Source organism: Arthrobacter sp. DNA4 (assembly GCF_024362385.1).
GTDB lineage: Bacteria > Actinomycetota > Actinomycetes > Actinomycetales > Micrococcaceae > Arthrobacter.
The window spans coordinates 4,194,207-4,217,852 of sequence record NZ_CP101466.1 but is presented as its reverse complement, the minus strand read 5'-3'; the positions used below and the strand labels follow the sequence as shown (position 1 = coordinate 4,217,852).

General features: G+C 67.1%; 20 protein-coding genes. 8 read left to right on the top strand and 12 right to left on the bottom strand.

What is annotated here, in order from left to right:
• Positions 1-25: 25 nt before the first annotated feature.
• Entirely contained in the window at positions 26-1,309 is a 1,284-nt protein-coding gene (locus tag NMQ03_RS19540; protein WP_255173587.1) for a benzoate/H(+) symporter BenE family transporter, read from the bottom strand.
• Positions 1,310-1,400: 91 nt separating this feature from the next.
• The gene (catA, locus tag NMQ03_RS19535; RefSeq protein ID WP_255173586.1) at positions 1,401-2,282 is read right to left on the bottom strand and encodes a catechol 1,2-dioxygenase; all 882 of its coding nucleotides are present in this window, start codon (positions 2,280-2,282) and stop codon (positions 1,401-1,403) included.
• 329 nt (positions 2,283-2,611) lie between these two features.
• Here catA and benA point away from each other — a divergent pair, with 329 nt between their 5' ends.
• The 5 genes from benA to NMQ03_RS19510 all read left to right on the top strand — a co-directional run bounded on the left by benA (position 2,612) and on the right by NMQ03_RS19510 (position 9,984).
• Positions 2,612-3,997, top strand: a complete 1,386-nt coding sequence (gene benA, locus NMQ03_RS19530; protein WP_255173585.1) for a benzoate 1,2-dioxygenase large subunit — start codon at positions 2,612-2,614, stop codon at positions 3,995-3,997.
• A gap of 35 nt (positions 3,998-4,032) precedes the next feature.
• Positions 4,033-4,569, top strand: coding sequence for a benzoate 1,2-dioxygenase small subunit (benB, locus tag NMQ03_RS19525; protein WP_255173584.1), 537 nt, complete (start codon positions 4,033-4,035; stop codon positions 4,567-4,569).
• 124 nt (positions 4,570-4,693) lie between these two features.
• Positions 4,694-6,265, top strand: a complete 1,572-nt coding sequence (gene benC, locus NMQ03_RS19520; RefSeq protein ID WP_255173583.1) for a benzoate 1,2-dioxygenase electron transfer component BenC — start codon at positions 4,694-4,696, stop codon at positions 6,263-6,265.
• The gene (locus tag NMQ03_RS19515; RefSeq protein ID WP_255173582.1) at positions 6,265-7,092 is read left to right on the top strand and encodes a 1,6-dihydroxycyclohexa-2,4-diene-1-carboxylate dehydrogenase; all 828 of its coding nucleotides are present in this window, start codon (positions 6,265-6,267) and stop codon (positions 7,090-7,092) included. The genes benC and NMQ03_RS19515 overlap by 1 nt, the downstream gene beginning before the upstream one ends.
• A 60-nt stretch (positions 7,093-7,152) precedes the next feature.
• Positions 7,153-9,984, top strand: a complete 2,832-nt coding sequence (locus tag NMQ03_RS19510; RefSeq protein ID WP_255173581.1) for an AAA family ATPase — start codon at positions 7,153-7,155, stop codon at positions 9,982-9,984.
• A 28-nt stretch (positions 9,985-10,012) separates the two neighbouring features.
• On the opposite strand, the gene catC is transcribed toward NMQ03_RS19510, so the two are convergent.
• The 4 genes from catC to NMQ03_RS19490 form a co-directional block, all read right to left on the bottom strand.
• Positions 10,013-10,291 (bottom strand): muconolactone Delta-isomerase, encoded by a 279-nt coding sequence (gene catC, locus NMQ03_RS19505; RefSeq protein WP_255173580.1) that lies wholly within the window; start codon positions 10,289-10,291, stop codon positions 10,013-10,015.
• 29 nt (positions 10,292-10,320) lie between these two features.
• Positions 10,321-11,421: a mandelate racemase/muconate lactonizing enzyme family protein gene (locus NMQ03_RS19500; protein ID WP_255173579.1), complete on the bottom strand. Its 1,101-nt coding sequence runs from the start codon at positions 11,419-11,421 to the stop codon at positions 10,321-10,323.
• Complete coding sequence (locus tag NMQ03_RS19495; RefSeq protein ID WP_255173578.1) at positions 11,418-12,362, bottom strand: LysR substrate-binding domain-containing protein; 945 nt, start codon at positions 12,360-12,362, stop codon at positions 11,418-11,420. The genes NMQ03_RS19500 and NMQ03_RS19495 overlap by 4 nt, the downstream gene beginning before the upstream one ends.
• Before the next feature lie 74 nt (positions 12,363-12,436).
• Positions 12,437-13,810, bottom strand: a complete 1,374-nt coding sequence (locus NMQ03_RS19490) for an aromatic acid/H+ symport family MFS transporter (RefSeq protein WP_255173577.1) — start codon at positions 13,808-13,810, stop codon at positions 12,437-12,439.
• Between the two features lie 328 nt (positions 13,811-14,138).
• Between NMQ03_RS19490 and NMQ03_RS19485 the strand changes: the two genes are divergently transcribed.
• Positions 14,139-14,837 (top strand): maleylpyruvate isomerase family mycothiol-dependent enzyme, encoded by a 699-nt coding sequence (locus NMQ03_RS19485; protein ID WP_255173576.1) that lies wholly within the window; start codon positions 14,139-14,141, stop codon positions 14,835-14,837.
• A 77-nt stretch (positions 14,838-14,914) separates the two neighbouring features.
• Here the strand turns inward: NMQ03_RS19485 and NMQ03_RS19480 are convergent, their stop codons facing one another.
• From NMQ03_RS19480 to NMQ03_RS19470, 3 genes are all read right to left on the bottom strand, one after another.
• Positions 14,915-15,892, bottom strand: coding sequence for an ABC transporter substrate-binding protein (locus NMQ03_RS19480; RefSeq protein ID WP_255173575.1), 978 nt, complete (start codon positions 15,890-15,892; stop codon positions 14,915-14,917).
• A gap of 243 nt (positions 15,893-16,135) precedes the next feature.
• Positions 16,136-16,834, bottom strand: a complete 699-nt coding sequence (locus NMQ03_RS19475) for a type 1 glutamine amidotransferase domain-containing protein (protein ID WP_255173574.1) — start codon at positions 16,832-16,834, stop codon at positions 16,136-16,138.
• 46 nt (positions 16,835-16,880) lie between these two features.
• Positions 16,881-17,753 carry an aldo/keto reductase gene (locus NMQ03_RS19470; RefSeq protein ID WP_255173573.1) on the bottom strand — a complete coding sequence of 291 codons (873 nt, stop codon included), beginning with the start codon at positions 17,751-17,753 and terminating at the stop codon, positions 16,881-16,883.
• A gap of 139 nt (positions 17,754-17,892) precedes the next feature.
• Here NMQ03_RS19470 and NMQ03_RS19465 point away from each other — a divergent pair, with 139 nt between their 5' ends.
• Both NMQ03_RS19465 and NMQ03_RS19460 read left to right on the top strand, forming a co-directional pair.
• On the top strand, positions 17,893-18,885 hold the full coding sequence (locus NMQ03_RS19465) for an LLM class flavin-dependent oxidoreductase (RefSeq protein WP_255173572.1): 993 nt from the start codon (positions 17,893-17,895) through the stop codon (positions 18,883-18,885).
• Between the two features lies 1 nt (position 18,886).
• Entirely contained in the window at positions 18,887-20,389 is a 1,503-nt protein-coding gene (locus tag NMQ03_RS19460) for an MFS transporter (protein ID WP_255173571.1), read from the top strand.
• Positions 20,390-20,414: 25 nt separating this feature from the next.
• On the opposite strand, the gene NMQ03_RS19455 is transcribed toward NMQ03_RS19460, so the two are convergent.
• From NMQ03_RS19455 to NMQ03_RS19445, 3 genes are read right to left on the bottom strand one after another with little or no spacing between them, the layout of a single operon-like run.
• Complete coding sequence (locus NMQ03_RS19455; protein WP_255173570.1) at positions 20,415-21,515, bottom strand: D-TA family PLP-dependent enzyme; 1,101 nt, start codon at positions 21,513-21,515, stop codon at positions 20,415-20,417.
• A 27-nt stretch (positions 21,516-21,542) separates the two neighbouring features.
• Positions 21,543-22,676 (bottom strand): FAD-dependent oxidoreductase, encoded by a 1,134-nt coding sequence (locus NMQ03_RS19450; RefSeq protein ID WP_255173569.1) that lies wholly within the window; start codon positions 22,674-22,676, stop codon positions 21,543-21,545.
• Positions 22,677-22,714: 38 nt separating this feature from the next.
• Positions 22,715-23,641, bottom strand: coding sequence for an AEC family transporter (locus NMQ03_RS19445; RefSeq protein WP_255173568.1), 927 nt, complete (start codon positions 23,639-23,641; stop codon positions 22,715-22,717).
• Positions 23,642-23,646 lie beyond the last annotated feature (5 nt).

Below are 23,646 nucleotides of genomic sequence, written 5' to 3'. Positions count from 1 at the left end.
ACCGCCGTAACATGCCCGGCCCGGCTCACGGCTGGGCGTGGTCCGCGCGCTCCAGCAGGCGGGACACCCCGTAGCCAATCACCAGGCCCCAGAATGCTGCGTGGATGTTGAAGAGGTTCATGCCGGAGATGGTCACCACGAACGTCACCAGTGATCCCAGGGTGAAGCTGGTGGCGAAGGCCGTGACGAAGGCCTGCTGGAGGGCCCGCAGCATCGCGATGCCACCCAGCGCCAGGACGAACTCCTTGGGCGCGGCCAGCATCAGCCGGGTCAGGGTGGGGGCAAACGCTGCGAACACCAGGGCCAGCAGGCCGTACGCCACGGCGGCCGTGTACTGGCGCTCCCTCTTCCCGGACGAGGTCAACAGGGCGTTGGTGGGACCTGTGACGCAGGCCGAAACGGCGCCGAAACCGGCATTCAGCACTGAAAAGGCGCCGGAGGCAATGGCGAAGGCATTCACCGGCGGGCGGTGGCCGGCGGCGCGGAGGACGGCGATGCCCTGGCCGTTTTGGACGAACAGCACGGTGAGGGCCAGTGGAACCACCAGCTCCAGCTGGGCAGCCCACGTGAATGCAGGGGCGGTGAACACCGGAGTGGCCAGGAGCGGTCCGCCGGGCGACAGCCTGAACTGCCCGCTGGCGGCCACGGCAATACAGCCTGCCACCAGCGTGCCGAGGACCGGCGGCAGGATCCTGCCAAGCCTGGGAACTGCGGTGAGGACCAGGAACGCGGCCACCATCGGGGCAGCCACCGCCGGGTTGTCCTGGGTGGAGGCAACGATGTCGGTGCCGAACTTCAGGAACACCGCGGCCACCATGGCCATCACGAGCGGCATGGGCACCAGCGCCATGGCTTTGCGCACCACCCCGGTGGCGCCCAGGGCGAGGATCAGTACGCCGGAAGTGAAGAAGGCCCCGACGACTTCGGGGAAGGCCAGGTGCTGAAGGGACGGTCCCAGGAGCACCGTGCCGGGGATGGACCAGGCGAAGCCCAGGGGCTGCCGGTAAATGAGCGACATCAGCAGCGTGGCCGCCCCGCCGGAAAAGAGAATGCCAAAAACCCAGGACGACAGCTGGCCCTGGGTCAGGCCACCGGCCGTCCCCACGGCCAGGGTAACGGCGATGGGCCCGGACGCTGCGAAAATAAGCCCGATTGCCCCGTTGGAGACATAGGACAGGCCCAGGTCGCGAAGAATCCGGCGCGGACCAGCGGGCCGGACCCCCGGGCGTTCCAGCAGGGGTTCCGGCGCCGGTGCCGGCGGGGCTGACCCGACGGATGTGGCGGCCGGGTCGGGGCGGGGATGGCTCATCGGAACTCCTGGCTGGCGCGGAAAAACCGGAGGCGCTCCGAAGCATCAGCTCCGGAGCGCCTCCGTGCGGGGGTGTCTCCCAGTTTGCGTGCTACTTCTTCTGGCCCTGCTTTGCCAGGACGTAGTCATAAACTACTTCCTCGCCCTTCCCGTCGGTACGGGGGCGGGGGTCCAGCATCAGTTCCGGCTTCACGGCCGAGGCGATGTCGTCCGCGTTGTGGGGGTCGCCGGGGAAGTACAGCTGCTGCGTGACCGGCTCGTAGCCCGGCGCGGATACCTTGATGTGGATGTGCGCGGGACGCCAGGCGTGCCAGCCGGCGGCGTTGATCAGCTGCCCGCAAGCGCCGTCCGTGGGGATCTGGTAGGGCGCCGGACGCATCGTGTTGATTTCGAACCGGCCGTCGTCGGAGGCCTTGACGGTGGCCCGGAACAGCCACTCGGGCATGCCCGGGGCGTACTGGGAGTAGAAGCCGGCGGCGTCCGCGTGCCAGATCTCCACCTGCGCACCCTGGATGGGGTTGCCGTCGGTGTCGGTGAACTGGCCGGTGAAGCGCAGCGGGGTGCCCTCTTCGTCGTCGCGCATTTCCACGGTGGCGGGCGTCTGGAGTTCCGGAGAGCCGGGAACGTAGTAGGGGCCCTCGATGGTGCCGACGGTGCCGGGACGGTCCTGGGAGTTCACGTCCTCAACGGTGTGTTCAAGCCAGACGTCGAGGAACAGCGGCCATTCACCGTCCGTGCCCACCTTGATCAGCCATGCTTTCAGGGCGTTGTATTCCTGGTAGGTGACCTGGTGCTCGACGACGATGTCGTTGGCGGCCTTGATCAGTGCGCCGGCCAGCAGGCTCACCCGTTCCTTGGATACATCCACGCGGGAGAGCTTGCCTGACGCAGCGAACCGCTCGGTCGCCTTGGAGCCTGCTTCGACGGCGGTGCCTTCGTTTTCCGTGCGGCTGTCCGTTGGGGTTTGGGTCATGACGATGTCCACCTTCTTCATTGAATGGGACAGGAAGGGCTCCTGCTCCCCACGCGGCCTGCGGGGCGGGACGTTCCACCTGCCCTGCTCGGCACCGCGTGATCTCGGTCTCAAGCGTAGGCCCGGAGATAAGGACGCTACAAATATCAACTAGGCGTCTTTTGAGTCATTATCAGTACATAAACACACCCTTGGTGGAACCTAGGTATTTGCCTGATGTGAGGCCAATCACGAGCGGCAAGAATTGCTGGACAACGTCCGCCGCCGAAGCCTCTTCCCGAGTGGACCTCCGCCCATCCGTCCAGCAATCTCCAATGAAGGAGCACGCCATGACCGAGAACCTGATCCATGCCCGCGAGGTCCTTGCCGACGCCGTGATCGACGACCGCGAGAACGGCGTCATCCGGGCCAAGCGCGAGATCTTCACCGACCAGGAGATCTTCGAACTCGAGATGAAGCACATCTTCGAAGGCAACTGGGTGTACCTCGCCCACGAGTCGCAGATCCCCAACGTGGGGGACTACTTCACCACCTACATCGGCCGCACCCCCGTGATGATCACCCGCGACAAGGACGGGAACCTGAACTGCCTGGTCAACGCCTGTTCGCACCGCGGCGCCATGCTGTGCCGCCGCAAGACGGACAACCGCACCACCTTCACCTGCCCGTTCCACGGCTGGACCTTCAAGAACTCCGGCGAGCTGCTGAAGGTCAAGGACTCCCGGAACGCCGGCTACCCCGAGACCTTCAACAAGGAAGGCTCACACGACCTCACCAAGGTGGCCCGCTTTGAGTCCTACCGCGGCTTCCTGTTCGGCTCGCTGAAGGCTGAGGTGCTCCCGCTCGAGGAGCACCTCGGCGACGCTACCAAGGTCATCGACTCGATCGTCGACCAGTCACCGGAAGGCCTGGAAGTGCTGCGCGGTTCCTCCACTTACACCTACGACGGCAACTGGAAGGTCCAGGCCGAGAACGGCGCGGACGGTTACCACGTCACCGCCGTGCACTGGAACTACGCAGCCACCACGGCCCGCCGCAGCGCCGGAGACTCCGCCAACAAGACCAAGGCCATGGACGCAGGCAAATGGGGCAAGGTCAAGGGCGGGTTCTACTCCTACGACCACGGCCACCTGCTGCTGTGGCAGGAATGGACCAACCCCCAGGACCGCCCGCTCTGGGACCGCCGCGACGAGCTTGTAGCCAAGTACGGCGAGGAGATGGCCAACTTCATGATCAACATCTCCCGCAACCTCTGCCTGTATCCGAACGTCTACATCATGGACCAGTTCTCCTCGCAGATCCGCCACTTCCGGCCGATCTCCGCGGACCAGACCGAGGTGACCATCTACTGCATCGCCCCCAAGGGGGAGTCCCAGGAGAACCGTTCAAAGCGCATCCGCCAGTACGAGGACTTCTTCAACGCCACGGGCATGGCCACCCCGGACGACCTGGAGGAATTCCGCTCCTGCAACAAGACCTACTGGGCCACCAGCGCCCCGTGGAACGACATGACCCGCGGCTCCACCCACGAGATCGCCGGCCCGGATGAGCAGGCGCAGGCCCTGGGCATGACCAGGGTGATCGCCTCCGGCGTGCGCACCGAAGACGAGGGGCTCTACCCCATCCAGCACGGGTATTGGAAGGAAGTCATGGACCTGGCCCTGGCGGAGGAAGAGGAGCGTTCCGCCCTGGAATCCGTTCCCGTCACCGCCTGAGAGAGCCCGCCGGAACCATAGAGAGCACAGAACCCATGACCAACCTGATCCACACCGCCCCGGTCCTGAAGACCGCGGAGGAGATCGCAACCCTCGAAACCGTCCGGGCGTTCCTCTACCGGGAAGCCCGCCTGCTGGATGAGCGCCAGTTCGATGAATGGCTGGAGTGCTACCACCCGGACTCCGAATTCTGGATGCCGGCCTGGGACGTGGACGACCAGCTGACGCAGGATCCCCAGAACGAGATTTCCCTGATCTACTACGACAACCGCGGCGGCATCGAGGACCGGGTGTTCCGGATCAAGACCGACAGGTCTTCGGCCACCTCCCTCCCGGAGCCGCGCACGGGCCACAACATCACGGACGTGGAGGTTGTGGCGAACGACGGCGGCAAGGTGGACGTGCGCTTCAACTGGTTCACCCTGTACTTCCGCTACAACACGACGGACACCTACTTCGGCACCAGCTACTACACGGTGGACCTTTCCGGCCCGCAGCCGGTGATCCTGAAGAAGAAAGTCGTCCTGAAGAACGACTACATCCACCACGTGGTGGACGTCTACATGATCTGACCTGCCCGTAGCCGGCGCCCGGGACGTACGGGCTCCGCACGGCAGGTCCCACTCCGTGCCCGCCGGGCACGCCCCAACTTTTCCCCGGACGCGACGACGCGCCCGCCCCAGTCAGGAGGACCCCATGGGCCACAAAGTAGCCCTCAGCTTCGAAGACGGCGTCACCAAAGTCATCAACGTCGGCGACTATGAGACCGTCATGGACGCGGCCTACAAGGCGCGGATCAACATTCCGTCGGACTGCCGCGACGGCGCGTGCGGCACCTGCAAGGCGTTCTGCGATTCCGGCTCCTTCGACCCGGGCGACTTCATCGACGACGCCATGACCGAAGAGGAGCTCGAAAAGGGCTACATGCTGACGTGCCAGGCCGTCCCGGAGTCCGACCTGGCCATCCAGATCCCGGCCACGTCCGAATCGGCCAAGACGGCGGCCGCCACCTTCAGCTCCACCATCAAGGAGCTCAACCGGCACACGGACACCACGGTGTCCTTCACCCTTGAGGTGGAGAACCGGGACGCACTGGCTTTCCTCCCCGGGCAGTACGTCAACCTCAAGGTTCCCGGTACCGACGCCGAGCGCTCCTACTCCTTCAGCAGCGGCCCCGAGGTGGACGATGCGTCCTTCATGGTCCGCGTGACTCCGCAGGGCGCCATGTCCGAGTACCTGCGCGACCGCGCCGCGGTAGGCGATGCCATCGAGTTCACGGGCCCGTACGGATCCTTCTTCCTGCGCGAGCCCAAGCGGCCCCTGCTGCTCCTGGTAAGCGGCACCGGGCTGGCCCCACTGCTGTCCATCCTGGAAAAGCTCTCCGAAAACCCGCCGTCCACCCCGGTCCACCTCATCTACGGGCTCACCCGCGAGGCGGACATCGTGGGCCTTGACTGGCTCCGCGCCTACGAGGCGAAACTGCCCGGCTTCACCTGGGACTACATCGCCTCCGAGCCCGGCACCTCCGCCCCGCACACCGGCTACGTCACCCAGATCATCGAACCGAAGCACCTCAACGACGGCGACGTGGACATCTACCTCTGCGGCCCGCCGCCCATGGTCAACGCCGTCTCCAAGTGGCTGGATACCGAAGGCATCAAGACGGCCAACTTCTACTTCGAACGTTTCGCACCGAAGGAAACCACCGGGGGCGACGCCGAAACCGGCGCCCCCGCACCGGCCGGGAAGATCCAGGCCGAAGGCGACACCATGAGCCGCGGTGAGGCCGTGTCCTCACTGGAGACCGGCCGGCTGGATTTCCGCAAGGAGGACAGCTTCGCCCAGCTGGACGCCCGCATGGGCCTGGAGCTTGCGGTCAGCGAACTGCTGCTGGGACGGCTCAGCGAACAGCAGCTTCGCCAATTCCGCCGCCTGGCCGAAGCCACCACCGGCTCGGTGCAGGGCGGGAACATCACCGACCCCGAGGAGTTCGCGCGCACCAACGAGGAATTCCACGAGTACCTCTTCACGATCTGTGACAACCCGATGCTCCTGGAGTCCTACCGGCGCCTGGACGTCCACGCCCAGATGGCCGCGGCCTTCGAAGCCGGCACGCCGATCTTCGAACGCGTCACCCAGGACCACCTTGAGATCGTGAACGCCTTCGAACGCGGCGACAAGGACCATCTGCGCGCCGTCATCACCGCCCATGCCCAGGACGCGAAGGACACCATGGCCGGGGCCATCGACGCCAAGGCCGCCCGCTGATGGCTGCGCCGTACGCCGGGCAATACGTGACCCCTGGCCGGTTCGGCGGCAAGGTCGCCGTCGTCACCGGTGCAGCCCAGGGGATCGGCCGGAAGGTGGCCGAACGCATCGGCGCCGAAGGCGGCGCCGTGGTCCTGGTGGACCGCGCGGACCTGGTTCACGACGTTGCCCGCGGCATCGACGAGGCCGCCAAAGCCTCGGGCTCGGGCGGGTCGGCCACGTCCGTCACCGCAGACCTGGAGACCTTCGCCGGCGCCACCCAGGCCATCAAGGCCGCGCTCGCAGCCCACGGCCGCGTGGACGTCCTGGTCAACAACGTGGGCGGCACCATCTGGGCCCGCCCCTACCAGGAGTACGACGAGGAGAAGATCGAGAAGGAGATCCGCCGCTCGCTCTTTCCCACGCTATGGACCTGCCGGGCAGTCCTGCTTACCATGGTGGAGCAGGGCTCCGGCACAATCGTGAATGTCTCCTCGGTGGCCACCCGCGGACTGCACCGGGTGCCCTACGCCGCGGCGAAAGGTGGCGTGAACGCCCTGACCCAGTCGCTGGCCATGGAGGTGGCCGGGCACGGCATCCGCGTGGTGGCCACCGCCCCGGGCGGCACGGAAGCCCCGCCGCGGAAGGTCAAGCGCGGGCCGGACGCCGAATCCGCCACCGAGAAGGACTGGTACCAGACCATCGTTGACCAGACGGTGGACTCCTCGTTCATGAAGCGCTACGGCACCCTGGACGAGCAGGCGGCGCCCATCGTGTTCCTTGCCTCGGACGAGGCATCCTACCTGACCGGCAGCATCCTCCCGGTGGCCGGCGGCGACCTGGGGTAGGGGCCGGTGCTGGATGGGCGGCACCAGGGGCGCCCGGGCCGCTCCGGTAGGATTGCGGCCATGACAGCGGGCTCCACCCAGGGCGAGATGGCGGAGGACTTCCCGCTGGCGGGCCGGGCCGCGGCGTTCGAGCAGCTGCTGGAAATCCTCCGAACTGTCCGCAAAGGCAAGGTGGGAACCGTTATCCTGTCCGGGCCCTCGGGCTCCGGCAAAACCGCGCTCCTGGAACTCTTCCTCGACCACTGCCGCACGGCCGCCCGCGGCGTCCGGGTGCTGTCCGCCATGGGGGACGACTGGGAGGCGCAGTTCGCCCTGGCAGGCTACTCCCAGCTCATGCGGACCCTGCCGCTCCGTACGGCGAAGGATTACGACGGCGGCCCGGCCCTGGCGCCGGGGCCCGTCGCCTCCCTGACCCCTGACCAGGTGGTCAACTACGCCTCCACGCTCAGCACCCATCTCGAAGGCCTGCAGACGCACGGCAGTGTGGTGGTCGCCGTCGACGACGTCCACAAGCTCGACGAGGAGAGCCTGCGCATCCTCACCTTCGTCATGCGCAGGCTGCACGACAAGCGGGTCCTGTTCCTGCTGACCCTCAACCCTGTTGACGCGCCCCGCGTCCCCGCCGGCGTGCTCGACTCCCTCACCGGCCACCAGGTGGCCCGCATCCCGCTGGAACCCCTCTCGCCGCAGCAGGTCCAGGACTTGGCCCGGAGCCTGTTCGGCCTGGACCTCAGCGCGACGGCGGCCCATGGCCTGGTGACGCACACCGGCGGGATTGCCCAGTCCATCGTGGAGCTGCTCCGTGAGCTGCCCCCGGAAACCTGGCAGTCGTGGTTCCCTTCCCTGCCGCCCACCTCCCGGGTGCGCGCCAGGGTCCGCAGCGTCCTGGCCGCGGCGTCCTCCGCCCTGGTCGCCGCCGCGGAAGCCGCAGCGGTGCTCGGCCCCGGCGCGGGCCTGGCCGAGGTGGCCAGGGTGGGCGGCCTGGAATCCGTCATGCCGGCGCTCGATGAGGGGCACCGTGCCGGGCTGCTGGGACTGTCCGTGAACCAGTCCCGCTCCGCCGTCGCCTTCCTGGAACCCGGCTCCGCGGAAGCCGTCTACGAACAAATCGTCCCCAGCCGGCGCATTGCCCTGCACCGGAAGGCCGCCGAAGCCGTCCAGTCCGAGGGCGAACAGCTGGGCCACCGCGTTGCAGCCACCCCGGCGGCAGACGAAGCCCTGGCCACGGAACTGGAAGAGTTCGCGCGGCGGCAGGCCATGGTCGGGGCGTGGCAGGATGCCTCCACCGCGCTGTTCTCCGCTTCGCGGCTTTCACCCGATATCCGCGACCGCAACCTCCGGCTCCTGAAAGCCGTTGACGCCCTGGTGGGCTCCGGCAACGTGGCCCAGGCGCAGGCCTGGGCCGGGGCAGTGGATGCCCTGCCGCCGTCGCCCCTGCGCTCCTCGGTGCTGGGGTACCTGTCCACCGTGTCCGGCCAGAATGACAGCGCCCAAAGCCAGCTGGAGATGGCCTGGCGCACCAGCAATCCGCAGCATGAACCCGCCGCGGCAGCACAGGTGGCCCAACGGTTCGTCCTCCACGGGGTGGCCTCCTGGGACGGTCCGATGATTACCGGCTGGGCCGAACGCGCCATGGCTCTCACGGAGCCCGGAACTCCGGCGCACATCGAGTCGGAGGCCATCTACGGACTGGGCCTCTATGCCCAGGGCCGGATAGCGGACGCTGAGGCCTCCTACCAGCGGGCCTCTGCCCAGGCGGCCGAGAATGCCCAGAAGCAGCGGGTGCAGATGGGCGCCGGCTGGCTGGCCCTGCGCCTGGACAACGCCGAGTCCGCGCTGGTGAATTTCGAGTCGGCCGCCCCTACCGAGTACCGCGGGGGATCGCTGCGGATCTCCCTGTGGGCCGAGGCCTGGCTGGCCCGCACCCACCTTGTGCTGGGCAACTGGGACGCGGCCGCCGCCACCATCTCCCGGGCAAGCGTCCGGCTGGAGACCTCGCGGATGCCGCTGATCCGGCCGCTGCTGTACTGGACGGCCGCCGAGCTGTGGTCCATGCGGGGCGACTGGGACCGGGCACGCTACTACGTGTCACAGGCCGCGGTGCAGCCGGGAACCTACCGGGCCATGCAGGTCCCGGCCAGCCTGGCCCGCGCCCGCTTCCACGAGGCACGGGCGGACTACGAAAGCGCCCTGGCTGCCCTGCAGCCGCTGGCCGAACTGGACCCCTGGACCGATCAACGGGTGTCCTTCTGGCCCTGGCAGGACACCTACGTCAACGCGCTGGTCATGACCGACAAACTCGACGCCGCAGAGACGTTCCTTACCGCGTTCGAGGGAGTGCACCGCGAGCGGGAAGTCCCCTCTGACCTGGCCCGCGTGGCGTGGGCACGGGGCCGGCTGCTGGCCGCGCAGGGGGACCCGGACACGGCAAGGGAGTACTTCGAGGCGGCGCTGGGGCACCTTCGCGGACTCAACCGCCCCTATCTGCGGGCACGGATCAGTTTCGCGTTCGGGCAAAGCATGCGCCGGGCCGGAAAGCGCCGCCTGGCGTCCTCAGTGCTGCGGGCGGCCCGGGACCTGTATGACACCCTCGGCGCGGCAACGTACGTGGAACGGTGCGACCGTGAGCTGAAAGCCACGGGCCTGGACGTGGGGAACCTGCCGGACCCGGCGGACCCGGTGCTTTCTTCGGTGGGCGGCCACCATCAACAGCTCACGGCCCAGGAACAGGCCGTGGCCGAGCTGGTGGCTGCGGGGGCAACCAACAAGGAGGCGGCCCGGGCCCTGTTCCTGGCCGAAAAGACGGTGCAGTACCACCTGACGCGGCTGTACCGGAAGATGGGAATCCGGTCACGCAGCGAACTCGCGGCCGCGTTCCGGGCCAAGGACTGACCCGGAACGCCGCAGCACTAACCGGTGGCTACTTGACGTCCGAGGGGTGCTTGGCCAGCGGGACCACACTGATGTCCATGTACGGGAACAGGGGAAGGCCCTGCAGGATCCCGTGGAGCTCGTCGTTCGATTCGACGTCGAAGATGGAGTAGTTGGCGTATTCGCCCACCACGCGCCAGATCTCGGGCCACTTCCCTGAGCGCTGCAGTTCCTGGGAGTATGCCTTCTCCGTGGCCTTGATTGCGGCGGCTTCTTCGGGAGGCATGCCGGCGGGCAGGTTGACGTCCATATGGACCAGGTACTTCATTGATGACCTCTCGGTGCTAGGGGTGGGTGTCAGTCTGTGCGGTAGTGGGCGAGCTTGTCGTCATCCACGTCAGTGCCCGCACCGGCACCTTCAGGAACGCGGATCCGGCCGCCGGTGATCGCCAGCGGCCGGGCCAGCAGGTCATCGGTCATGTCGAGGTAGTTGGACAGCTCCGCCGCGCGCTTGGCGGTGTGGGCGAAGGCTGCGCCGAACACCACCGAGGCCACCGTGCCCACCTGCGTGTCGATCTGGTTGCCGATGTAGACGTCGATGCCCATGCCCTCGGCCATGCCAACGATCTTGGCGGCTTCGGTGAAGCCGGACCGGGCGGTCTTGACGGACAGGAGGTTGGCCCCGCCGGTGAGGATCTCGCGGGCAGCCTCCCCCAGGTTGGCGGCGGATTCGTCCGCGGCAATGGGGATGGGGGAGTTGGTGACCAGGCGGCGGCGGCCCAGGACTTCGCGGGCATCGTCCGGCTCCTCAAGGAACTGCAGGCCGAGGTTGGCGGTGCGGCGCAGCACCTCGGCGGCCTCGTTGGCTGTCCAGCCGCGGTTGGCGTCCATGTACAGCTCGGCGTCCTCGCCCAGACCTTCCCGCAGCACCCTGGCGGCCTCGATGTCCAGGTTCAGCGGACGGCGGCCTGTCTTCAGCTTGAAAGTGTTGATGCCGTACGTTTCCCGGAACTCCAGGGCCAGCGCCAGGAGTTCCTCGGCGGGTTTGAAGCCAAGCATGTGGGAGACGCGCAGCGAGTCGGTGTAGCCGCCCAGCAGCTTGGTCACGGGCTGCCCCAGGGTCTTGCCGATGACGTCCCACACGGCGATGTCCACCGCGCCCTTGGCCGTCTGGTTGTGGATGGTCCTGGCCAGGACGGCCTGGATCTTTTCCCGGTCAAAGACGTCAATGCCCACCAACTGCGGGGCGAAGACATCCTGCATCACCGCGACGATGGACTTCTGCGTCTCACCGTAGGTGTACGGGCGGGGAGGGGTGTCTGCGGTCCCCACCACGCCGTCATCTGTGTGGACGCGGACCAGGACATGGTCGGCCTCGTGCACGGAGCCGGAGGCGAAATGGAGCGGGTGGCGGTACGGGATCGAGTAGGGGATCGCCTCGATGGCTGCGATCTTCATGATGGGAGGTGCCTTTCATCAGCAGGAGCCGGGTGGGGAGCGGGGGTGCCGGCAGGGGCGGAGGCGTCAGCGGTTGCCGTGGCCACAACGTCCAGGAAGTTTTGCAGGAGGGCGGACCGGTGGCCGCGCAGCCAGGCGACGGCCAGTTCCACCGGCGGAGCATTGTCGATCTCCCGGTACGCGACGCCTTCGAGCTGGAAGGCACGAACGCTGGACGGCATGACGGCGATCCCGCCGCCCGCGGCTACGAACGCCAGCATTGTGGAGGTCTCACCAACCACTTGCGTAATCCGCGGCTGGAAGCCTGCCTGGCGGCAGAGGTCCGAAGTAATGCGGTTCAGCACGGACTCCGGAGCGTAGGCGATGAAGTCCTGGTCCTGCAGTTCATGCATGGCCACGGGCCGGTCCATCGCCAGGGCGCTGAAGGAGGGAAGCGCGACGACGAGTGGCTCCTGGGTGACCACGCGGTAGTCGATCTCCTCGGACGCAACGGGGGGACGCAGCAGCGCCGCGTCCAGGGTCCCGTTCCGCAGTCCCGCTTCCATCGACGGCGTCAGCATCTCTCCGTTCAGCGCCAGCGACAGGCCGGGAAGGACCTGCTTGGTGAGCCGTGCGATCCGTGGCATGACTCCGTAGGTAGCCGACCCGGAGAACCCCACCCGAAGGACGCCGGTGGCGCCCTTGCCCACCTGGTAGACATCCGCCCGGAGCGTCTCGACGTCGTTGACGATCTGGCGGCCGCGGTCCAGCAGGAGCTGGCCCGCGGCCGTCAGGTCCACCCGCCGGGTGGTGCGGTTGAGGAGCTGGACGCCCAGCTGGTCTTCCAGCTGGCGGATCTGCTGGGACAGGGGCGGCTGGGCCATGTGCAGGCGCTTGGCCGCCCTGCCGAAGTGCCGTTCCTCTGCGACCGCGATGAAGTAGTTCAGCTGGCGGATTTCCATCCGGTGCCACCTTTCCAACGGGTCGGGGGAGGCGCGCGTGGCCTCATTGATTCATAGAGTAACCATAAAGAGCCTTACTTAGATACTTTTTCGACGTAATCTTGCTTCTCTTCAACTACGGGCAAGGCTTCCTCCACCTTGTGCTGGCGCGGTACCAGGACGGTGACGGCGCCGCCGAGCAGGGCCACCGCGCCGTATATGTAGAAGGCTGTTGCCCCGCCGATCCCCGCCCCTGCCAGCCAGCCGCCGATGATCGGGCCCAGGACCCCGCCCAGCCGGCCCACGCTGGCGCACCAGGCGACGCCGGCGGCCCGGGCATTGGTGGTGAAGTAGTTGGACTGAAAACCGTAGACCAGCACCTGGGTGCCCAGGGTTCCCACCCCTGCGGTGGCGATGAAGGTGAAGAGCAGCGGCAGGGGAAAGCTGAACGTCATCAATCCCAGGGAAATGGTGGCGAGGGCAAACGTGGCAGCGATAACCCGCTGTGGTCCGTTCCGGTCGGCCATCCGGGAAGCGACCAGTCCGCCCACCACGGCGCCGAGGTTCAGGGCCAGCGGGAAGAACAGAGCGTAGGTCCGGCCGTAGCCGTAGCCCTCCATGATCTTTGGAAGCCAGGTGTTGAGCCCATAGGTCAGCAGGAGCCCGCAGAAGGACATCAGGCCCAGCAGGATGGATGCCACGGCGAACTGGCGGGAAAAGACGGCGGCGAACCCTGACTTCCGTGGTGCGGTGCCGGCCTCCCGGATCACCTGCTCTTCGGCGAGCGGCACGCCGGTGCGCCATGCGGCGGCCAGCGCTTCCTCTTCCCGGCCCCGGGCCAGCAGCCACCGCGGGGATTCCGGAAGCTTCCGCCAGGCAATGGGCAGGATGACCAGGAGGGGCAGGGATCCAATGATGAAGAGACCGCGCCAGCCGATGCTGTCCAGGAAGGCGATGCCCAGGACGGACGCCAGCACGCCGCCCGCGGGGACCCCGGAGTAGACGATCGCATTGTAGAACTGCCGGCGGCCCGCGGGCGCGAACTCGGCCATCGTGGCGCCGGCGCTCGCGATGACGACGCCCAGGCCCAGCCCGGTGGCAAACCGGAGGGCGCCGAAGGCGGTGACGTCCGTGGCCAGGGCAGTGGCGAACATGCCCAGGGAGAACCAGGCGATGCCAGCGAGCATCAGCCGGCGGCGGCCGAAGAAGTCACCGACCGCCCCGCATGCCAGCGACCCCACCAGCACGCCGATCAGGGCCCAGGATCCCAGGAGCCCGGCGGTGGCAGCATCAAAATGACCGATCTGGCCCGCGTCCGCGAGCAGGCCCGGAAGGACGGTGCCGTAGACCACCAGGTCGTAGCCATCAAACAGGAGGGCAGCGCAGATGACGAAAGCCACCCAGTTGGCTGTCCGGGTCTCCTTTCCCGGGTTTCCGGAGATCGTGGATTGGGGGTGCGGCAGCGTCATGGCGCATGTCCTTTCAGGGGGCGGGTGGGCAGGCGTCGGGGGATTCGGATGGATCCGCGCCGGGCCTCGGCAACCCAGCCTGACAGGCAATGTGACGCACGGCATATGAGGGGAATGCCCGGTTTCCCGCCGGGGATGGATTGTGCCGTTTCCGCATATCAAAGGGACTGTTTTTGCGATGGATCCAGCGGGAACAGGCCAAATGCACCCGGCAGCAGGGGCATCCCGGCGGCGGCGGGAGGGTCGGTATCAGTCCATACGCGGCCGGTATGAACCAGGCGGCCCGTAACCATGGCCGGGGTCACGGCGACGCGGTTAGGCTGGCGGAATGATCAATCCAGCACGGCTGCACTCAGACCTGTCCCGCCTGGGCCGGGAGACGGACATGTTCCTTGCCACGGTCTCCTCCTTGTCCGATGAAGAGATGGCGGCTCCGTCGCTGTGTGAAGGGTGGACCCGTGCCCACGTCATCGCGCACGTCGCATCCAGCGGACGGGCCCTGGTTGGGCTGATCGACTGGGCCACGTCCGGGGAGGAACGCCAGCTGTACGCGTCCCCTGAAGCGCGATCGCAGGCCATTGCCGCACTGGCGGCCCTGCCGCGGGAGGAGCTCCTGGCTGAAGTGCGGGACTCGGCCACCGCTTTCGCCGATGAAGCCCGGCGGTTGACCGGGGCGCTTGCGGCGCCGGAAGTAAAGGTGGGTGGCCGGGAGCTGCCGGCAACCTCCATTGTGGCGCTGCGGATTGCCGAGGTGGTGGTGCACCACCATGACCTGGACACCGCCTGGACCATCGAGGAGGCCGACCCCGATTCGCTGTTGAACGCCATCGAAGCCGTGGTTCGCGCCATGCGTGCCAAGGGGGCGCCCGGGATGACGCTGGTTACCGAGGAACGCGACAAGTGGGTCATCGGTGACGGCGGCCTGCGGGTTGAGTCGGACCGGGAGGGCCTCCTGAAATGGCTGGCACGTGGCGACGCCGAAGATGTTGAGGCGGCAGGCCCGGTGCCCGTGCTGCCGGCCTGGTAAAGCCAAAGAAGAATCCCCGCCGGGGCACCAGCGAATTGCTGGCGAACCCGGCGGGGATTCCTTCGTCGGCGGGACGCCTACTTCTTCGGCAGGCCCGCCGGGTTCAGTTCGGACTTCTGGATGGCCTCGGAGGAGAGGCCCCAGCGGTCCAGGATCCTGGCGTAGGTACCGTCGTCAATCAGGTGGTTCAGCGCAGCCTGCGCGGCGACCGCCAGCCCGTTGCCTTTCTTCGTGGTGAAGGCGATCTGCGCGGTCAGCGGCCAGCCGCCGTTCAGCGTGCCCACCTGCTTCGTCTTCCCGTCCTGTGCCGCCTTGTACGCGGCGGCGGCGTTGGGTCCGAACGTCAGGTCCGCCCGGCCTGACTGAAGTGCAAGGCTCGAGGCCGAGTCGTCGTCGTAATACTGGAACTGGACCGGCGCCAGGCCGTTCTCCTTGTTCTCCTCGTCCCACCGCACCAGGATGGCTTCCTGGTTGGTGCCGGAGCCCACGATGATCCTCTTGCCTGCCACGTCCTTGGCTTCCTTGATCTCGCCGATGCCCGAATCACTCTTGGCGTAGAAGCCCAGGAGGTCGTTGCGGTAGGTGGCGAAGTCGAACTTTTCCTTGCGTGCCTCGGTGACGGTGACGTTGGAGAGCACGGCCTCGTACTTGGACGATTCGATGCCCAGCGGCCAGTCAGCCCACGCCACGGGCAGGACCTCGACCTGCAGGCCGAGCGACTCGCCCACGGCGTACGCGATGTCCACCTCGCTGCCGATCAGGGTCTTGTTGTCCGTGGCGAACAGGCTGAGCGGCGCCGCCCCGCCCGTGGTCACCACGGTGAGCTTGCCGTCGGCCTTGATGGCCTCCGGCACCAGTGCAGCCGCGGCGGGGTCGGCCGCGACGTTGAAGCGGTCCTGTTCCGGGGACGGGTTGAAGGTCTTGCCGGCGGAGTTGGTGGCGGACGACGACGGTGCCGGCGCCGCCGAAGCGCCGGGATCGGAGCAGGCAGCCAGTCCCAGCAGCGCTGAGAGGGTCAGGGCCACGACGGCGGCCGGCTTGGTGGTGATGGCCATGGTTCCTCCTGGGAAAGGGGGCGGAAGATGCAACGGAGTGTGCGCGTTGCAGCCACTATCCGGCAGCCCCGGAGGTGGAATCAAAGGCCTGCGACACCCTGGGATACAGGGAGTAACCGCAGTTAACCGGAGGACCGCGGCGGTCATATTCCATCCACAGCATATGAAGCCCGGACAGAAAAGAGGGGACCAGCTCAATGAGCTGGTCCCCTCTTTTACGTCGTGACGGTCAGCGCCGGCTGATTACGACAGCGCCGCGAGGACTTCCTTTGCCACGTCCTCGCTGGACTGCGGGTTCTGCCCGGTGATGAGGTTTCCGTCGCGCACCACGTTGGAGGACCAGGCCGCGCCGTTTTCGACGACGGCACCCTTCTCCTTGAGCGCGTCCTCCACCAGCCAGGGGGTGTTCTCCCCGGTTCCGCCGCCGAGTTCTTCCTCGTTGGTGAAGACCGTCAGGCGGCGGCCCTTGAAAGTGAACCCGCCGTCGTCGTCCGTTGCGCTCAGCAGCCCCGCGGGACCGTGGCAGAACGGTGCAATGATCTTGCCGTCCTTGTTCGCTGCCACCAGCAGGCGGCCCAGATCGGCGTCCTTGTAAAGATCGGCCATGGGGCCGTGGCCGCCCGGCATCACCACGGCGTCATAGCCGGCAAGGTCGACGTCGGCGAGGACCAGCGGGTGCGCCAGCTCGCCGTCGATCTTCGCGATGTAGTCCCGGAAGCCCTGGGCGCGTTCCTCGCCGCCGGCCGACTCGGGAGCCAGGCTTACCTGGTCCACGGTGGGCTTCCTGCCGCCGGGGGTGGCGATGTGGACCGTGTTGTCGGCGTCGGTATGGGTCTGGTGTGACACCACCAGTTCCTCTGCCCAGTAGCCGGTGGGGTGCTCGCTGCCGTCCTTCATGGTGAGGGAATCTGCGGCCGATACGACCATCAAAATGTTTGCCATGGTGTTTCTCCTGTCTTAGCTGACGTGAGTGGCTGGAAGCCGCTTGCTACTTGCCTGCTGCTTCAAGCTCAGCGTACGTGGCGTCGTCGAGCGTGATGCCGGCGGCGGCCATGTTCTCTTCGAGGTGCTGCACCGAGCCCGTGCCGGGGATCGGCATCATCACGGGGGAGCGGCGCAGCAGCCAGGCCAGGGCCACCTGGGAGGTGGTGGCGCCCAGGCGCTTGGCCGCCTCATCCAGCGGGCCGCCCGGCTGGGCGAGTTCGCCGGCGGAAATCGGTGCCCAGGGGATGAAGCCGATGCCGTTCTCCTCGGAGTAGCGGAGCACGTCCTCGGAGCTGCGGTCGGTCAGGTTGTAGCGGTTCTGGACCGTGGACACCGTAAAGTGCTTCCCAGCCGCCTCCAGCTCCTCGACGCTGACCTGGGACAGGCCCAGGGCGCGGACCTTTCCTTCGTCCTGGAGTTCGCGCAGCACGCCGAACTGCTCCTCGGCGTCCACCTTGGGATCGATCCGGTGCAGCTGCAGCAGGTCCAGGGTGTCCACCTTCAGCTTGCGCAGGCTCAGCTCGGTCTGCTGGCGCAGGTATTCGGGACGGCCAACGGGAATCCACTTGTTGGGCCCGGTCCGGGTGAAGCCCACCTTGGTGGCGATCTTCAGCCCCTCCTTGTACGGGTGCAGGGCCTCGGCGATGATTTCTTCGCTGATGTTGGGTCCGTAGGAATCGGCGGTGTCGATGAAGTCCACACCGAGTTCGACGGCGCGGCGCAGCACAGCCACGGCGGCCTGGCGGTCTGCGGGCTCGCCCCAGACGCCGTCACCCACGATGCGCATGGCACCGAAGCCGAGCCGGTGCACGGTTCCCAGATCCTTGAGGTCGATCGTCGCGGACAGTTCCAGCTGGTTCGTTGAATCATGGCTCATAGGGGCGGCAACCTCATCAGTGTGCTGAGTATTCCGGAAAACACGAAATAACCCCGGCCCCGCCGTGGTTATGCATCAAGTGCCCGCCGCGATCCGACCGGCGACTCTTACGAAACGTTCCTGAAAGGCCGCACCTGACGTGACTCTTCCCCTCTCCATCCTTGACCTGGCAACCATCGGCAAAGGCCAGACGGCGGCGGAGAGCCTGGCGGGCAGCGTGGCCATGGCGCAAAGCGCCGAGAAGCTGGGCTACCGGCGCGTCTGGTACGCCGAGCACCACAACATGTCCTCCATTGCCTCCTCCGCCACCAGCGTGCTGATCGCCCATGTGGCCGCGCACACCGAAAGCATCCGGCTGGGCGCCGGCGGCATCATGCTGCCCAACCACTCCCCGCTGACCATCGCCGAACAGTTCGGCACCCTGGAAACCCTTCACCCGGGCCGGATCGACCTGGGCCTTGGCCGTGCCCCGGGCAGCGACCAGAACACCATGCGGGCGCTGCGCCGCGACCCGATGTCCGCGGACAGCTTTCCGCAGGACGTCCTGGAACTGCAGGGATACCTCACCGGACCCACCCGCATCCAGGGCGTGGAGGCCACTCCCGGCAAGGGCACCAACGTTCCGCTGTACATCCTGGGCTCGTCCCTGTTCGGCGCCCGCCTGGCCGCCCAGCTTGGCCTTCCGTATGCCTTCGCCTCGCACTTCGCCCCGGCTGCCCTGCAGGACGCGGTGGCCATCTACCGGAGCGAGTTCAAGCCGTCCGCCCAGCTGGAGGCCCCGCACGTGATTGCGGGCGTCAACGTGATCGCCGCCGACTCTGCGTCCGAAGCCCAGGCCATGTTCCAGGCCACCAAGCGTGCCCGCGTCTCCCTGTTCTTCGGCGGCGGCACCCGCGAATTCTCCGACGATGAGGCGGACATGATCCTGGACTCGCCGCAAGGACGGCACATGGCACAAATGATGACGTACTCCGCCGTGGGGACACCCGACGTCGTCCTTGACTACCTGGACAGCTTCGGCCAGCACGCCGACGCTGACGAACTCATCGTGGCGCACCAGAGCCCCGGCACCCGGGACCGGCTGCGGTCCATCGAACTGCTGGCGGAGGCCGCCGGGCTGGTGCGGGTCTGACATGGCGGACGTAAAAGACGGCGTAGGGTTCCGGTCCGAACGCGGGCCCATCCTCATTGCCCTGATGCTGTCCACGGGACTTGTGGCCATCGATTCCACCATCGTGGCCACGGCGGTGCCGTCGATCGTCCGTGACGTGGGCGGTTTCTCATCCTTCCCCTGGCTCTTCTCCGCCTACCTGCTGGCGCAGGCAGTGTCGGTGCCCATCTACGGCAAACTCTCCGACATGGCAGGGCGCAAGCCCATCATCCTGATCGGGATTGGCCTGTTCCTCCTCGGATCGGTGCTCTGCGGCGTCGCCTGGAGCATGCCCTCTCTGATCGCCTTCCGGGCCCTGCAGGGGCTCGGCGCCGGCGCGGTACTGCCGGTCGCCGTCACCATCGCCGGCGACATCTACAACCTGCAGGAGCGTGCCAAGGTCCAGGGCTACCTGGCCAGCGTCTGGGCCATCTCCTCCGTGGTGGGCCCCAGCCTGGGCGGCATCTTCTCCGCCCTCGGCATCTGGCGCGGCATCTTCCTGGTCAACGTACCGCTCTGCCTGCTGGCCGGCTGGATGCTGATCCGCACCCTCCACGAAAACGTGGAACGGGCCACGCACAAGGTGGACTACGCCGGCGCCGTCCTCCTGGCCGGATCGCTGGGCCTGCTCATCCTTGGTGCCCTTCAGGGTGGCCAGGCGTGGGCATGGAACTCGCCCATCAGCATTGGCGTCTTTGCTGTCGGGGCCGTGCTGCTCGTTGCGTTCCTGCTGGTGGAGCGGCGGGCAGCGGAGCCCATCCTCCCGTCCTGGGTGGTGTCCCGCCGCCTGCTGGCCACCACCGCGCTGGTGTCCTTCGGCGTCGGCGCGATGATGATCGGGCTCACCTCCTACGTTCCCACCTTCCTGGAAGGCGCGCTGTCCTCCTCGCCGCTGGTCGCCGGCCTGGCGCTCGCAGCCCTCACCCTCGGCTGGCCGCTCAGCGCCTCGCAGGCCGGGAAGTTCTACCTGCGGATCGGGTTCAAGTCCACCGCCCTGATCGGCATTGCCATCGCCGTGGCGGGCCTGCTGATCCTGTCACTGACTGCTTCCTCGCCCAACGTGGCCCTGATCGCCATCAGCTGCTTCGTCGTCGGGCTTGGCCTGGGCCTGCTGGCCACCCCCACCCTGATTTCTGCCCAGTCCAGCGTTCCCTGGCAGGAACGCGGCGTGGTGACCAGCACCAACATGTTCGCCCGGTCCATCGGCAGCGCCCTGGGCGTGGCCGTGTTCGGTGCCGTGGCCAACTCCATCTACGGCGGCAGCAGCGGCGGCGACGCCGATCCCGCCACAGTGATCAGCGCGTCCGGTGCCGTGTTCCTGGCCGCGCTCGTGGCCGGCCTGCTCACGGTGGCAGCGGTGCTGGCGATGCCCGCGGTGAAGGCCGAAGACAGCGGCAATTCCGATGCGGAGCCCGTGCCCACCCAGGCGGACGGCAGCTCCAGCCAGGCTGCCGCCGGCGGAGATGTTCCTGCAGACAAGCCCTAAGGGCGAATGTGTGTTTACTTCCCCGCTATTTGTTTTTTCCGCGTGCGGCTACGCGCCAGCGGTCCACGATTTTGCCGCTGGCGACGACAGTGATGTCGTCAACGAGATTCACGGCCACGCATACGTGGTTCGGTATTACCCGTAACCGCTCTCCGAGAGGCGGGAGCTCTGCATCTGCTGGCCAGACCACGGTCGCGTGATGTTCCGAGAGCGCGGTGATGCGTGCTTCGGGATAGTCGAGCAGCCGTCCAAAGCCGGTGGCCCACGCAGGTCGGTCGCCGCCCAGGATTTTGCTGCCGGAGTCCAGGACGATCCTTCGCGGTATGACGTCGTCGCCCTCATGCCGGCTTACCACTGTTGCGGCGACGGTCAGCGCGATGTCTTCAGGGGCGCATCGTTCCAGTTCCAGTTGCTGGGCGTCATTGAAGACATAAACTCCAGGCCGGACCTCGGTGGCTACGGAATCACCGGTGAGAGTGGCGGTGGGAGTTGAACCGCCGCTGCGATGCAGGATTTCAAATCCTGCTTGCGTAAGCAGGTCCGAGGCCTGTCTGAGGGCCAACCGTTCTTCTTCGGTTGCTTTCAGGGGCATCCCGGGGGCATAGCTGTGGCCCGGGAAGGTGAAGACGCCTCTGACCCTCAGACCGGCGCGCGCCGCGGCGCGGGCCACGTCAACGACCGCACCTGGAGCGATTCCGCTTCGGTGATGGCCGCTGTCGATTTCCAGCAGCACGTCAAAGTCGCTGGCTGCGTCATCCAAGGACGCTCCCATGGCTTGGGCGGCCTCCCGTGAATCCAGTCCTACTGAGATCTTTATGGTGGCAGCAAGTCGGCGCAGGCGTTCGGCTTGACGAGGACCGACCCAGATGGGGTAAGCGATGAAGATGTCGGTAGCTCCGTGTCCTGCAAAGACTTCAGCCTCCCCGAGGGTCGCGACAGTGATGCCGACTGCACCGGCCGCCAGCTGCAGTTGCGCGATTTCGGGCACCTTGTGGGTTTTCACGTGGGGTCGGAGGTTCAAGCCTTTCGCGTGGACGGCAGCGGCCATGCGGTCGATGTTCCGCTGGAGCACATCCCGGTCGACCAGGATCTCTGGAGTGTCGACTTCTTCTGGGATTGTCATCACTGGTTCTCTTTCTCTAGGTCGAGGCCCCTAGCGGGACGCGCGGAAGATCGACGGCGCGGGCCGGGTCCCGGTGGCAAGGTCGGCCAGGATCCGCCCCACCACCGGGGTGAACTTGAAGCCATGGCCGGAGAAGCCCGCACCGATCACCACGGGCCCGATGCGGTCCAGGACAAAGTCCTCGTCCGGGGTGGTGGTGTACGTGCAGCTGATGGCCTCGAACGAATCGGGGTCAACGCCGGGCAGCCACTGCCGTGCGTACTCCTGCAGCGCTGCCAGCTGCGTTGGTTCCGGCAGAAAGTCCCGCAGGTCCGGGTCCACCACCGGGCCCACCCCGTGCCAGCCGGCCTTGATGCCTTCGCCGGGGGTCTGCATTCCGTACACGGGGGAGTACCAGCCCTGGTAATCCGGGCCCGGGTAGTGGTTGAAGCCGGGCCACACCGCGCCGGGGTCCGCCACGCGGAAATGCGCCGGCTGCTCCTGGGTCACCCTGAGCTTCGGGATCCGCAACGCTGCGCCAGCCGTGCCCACCACCTTGGCCAGCAGCTTCTCCGTCCAGCCGCCCGCCGTCACCACGGCCTGGGCTGCGGTGACCACCTCCGTGCCCGCAGCCGATTCCAGCACCAGCCGCACGCCGTCGTCGAACACCTCGAAGTCCACCACCTTGGTATGGTGCCGGATCTCGGCGCCCAGGGCGGAGGCGAGACGCTGGAAGGCGGGCAGCGCCGCCTCGGGGTTGAGCTGGCCGCCGTCGGGCATAAGCAGGACCTGCTGGTCGAACCGGATGCCGCGCCAGCGTTCGCCGGCCTCACCGGGGGACAGGAATTCGGCGCTGATGCCGGCCTCGGTGAGGGCTGCGGCGACTTTCGGGAGGTCGCCGCCAGGACCATGGGTGACGACGCCGGTGCGCGCCAGCAGCTGCACGCCGCTGTCCTGCTCCAGCTCGTCCCATAGGGCCAGCCCCTCGGCCAGCATGGCCACGTAGTCCGGCTGGTGGTAGCCCGGGTTGAGGTTTCGGGTGGCGCCGTGGGACGCGCCGATCTTGTGCCCGGGGCCGAACTGCTCCACGAGCGTCACCTGCCGGCCGCGGCGGGACAGTGCCCACGCGGCGGCCGAGCCCATGGCGCCACCACCGATCACTACGGTATCCAGCACAGTATTCATCAGCCCTCCAAGCTGCAGTTACGACTCGTGGCCAGGGCTCACGCCAGCAGCAGCGCGACACCGATCATGGCGGGCACTGCCACCACGGTGGTGATCAGCACGGTGTCCTTGGCGACGGTAAGCCCGGTTTGGTAACGGCTGGCGGCCACAAACACATTCTGCGCGGTGGGCAGGGAGGACGTCACCACCACCGCAAACAGCGCATGGCCGTCCATGCCAAGCGCGAAGCGGGCAAAAACATAAGCCAAGGCCGGCTGGACAGCGAGCTTGAAGCCACTTGCCAGCAGGGTATCCACCCGGCGTCCGGACGAAGCCTGCAGGGGCCGCGTGCCGTTCAGGCTCACCCCGAACGCCATCAGCATGGCGGGAATCGCGGCCCCGCCAATCAGGTGGATCGGCTCCATGACCAGCGCCGGAACCTGGAAACCGGTGCCTGCCACCAGCAGCCCCAGGCCTGAGCCCACGATCATGGGATTGCGCAGGATCATCAGGAAGAATCCCAGGACCGTGGTCCGGTGCGTGCTGGTGCTCGAGTCCAGGATCATCAGGAACATCGGGGTGAAGAAGGCCAGCTGGAAGATCAGCAGCGGCGCCACGTAGCTGGCATCGCCCAGGACATATACCGCGATGGGAATACCCAGGTTCGCCGAGTTCGCAAGGGACGCGGACATGGCGGACATCAGCGATTCCGGGAGGGCCCGCTTCAGCCAGAACCTGGCCAGGGCGAAGAAGATGGCGGCAGTGGTAATCGCCGCCACCGCCGTGACCAGCAGCGGCTCGGCGAAGACTTCCTGCAGGCGGGCCTTGCTCAGGGTTTCGAAAAGGAGCGCCGGGCTGGCCACGAAGAACGTCAGGCCGCTCAGTACGGGGCGGGCGTTATCGCCGAGGATCCGCTGCCGGCCCACGAACCATCCCACCAGGATGATGCACCAGACCACGAAGAACCCTGCCAGCACCCCTAGCAAGGATC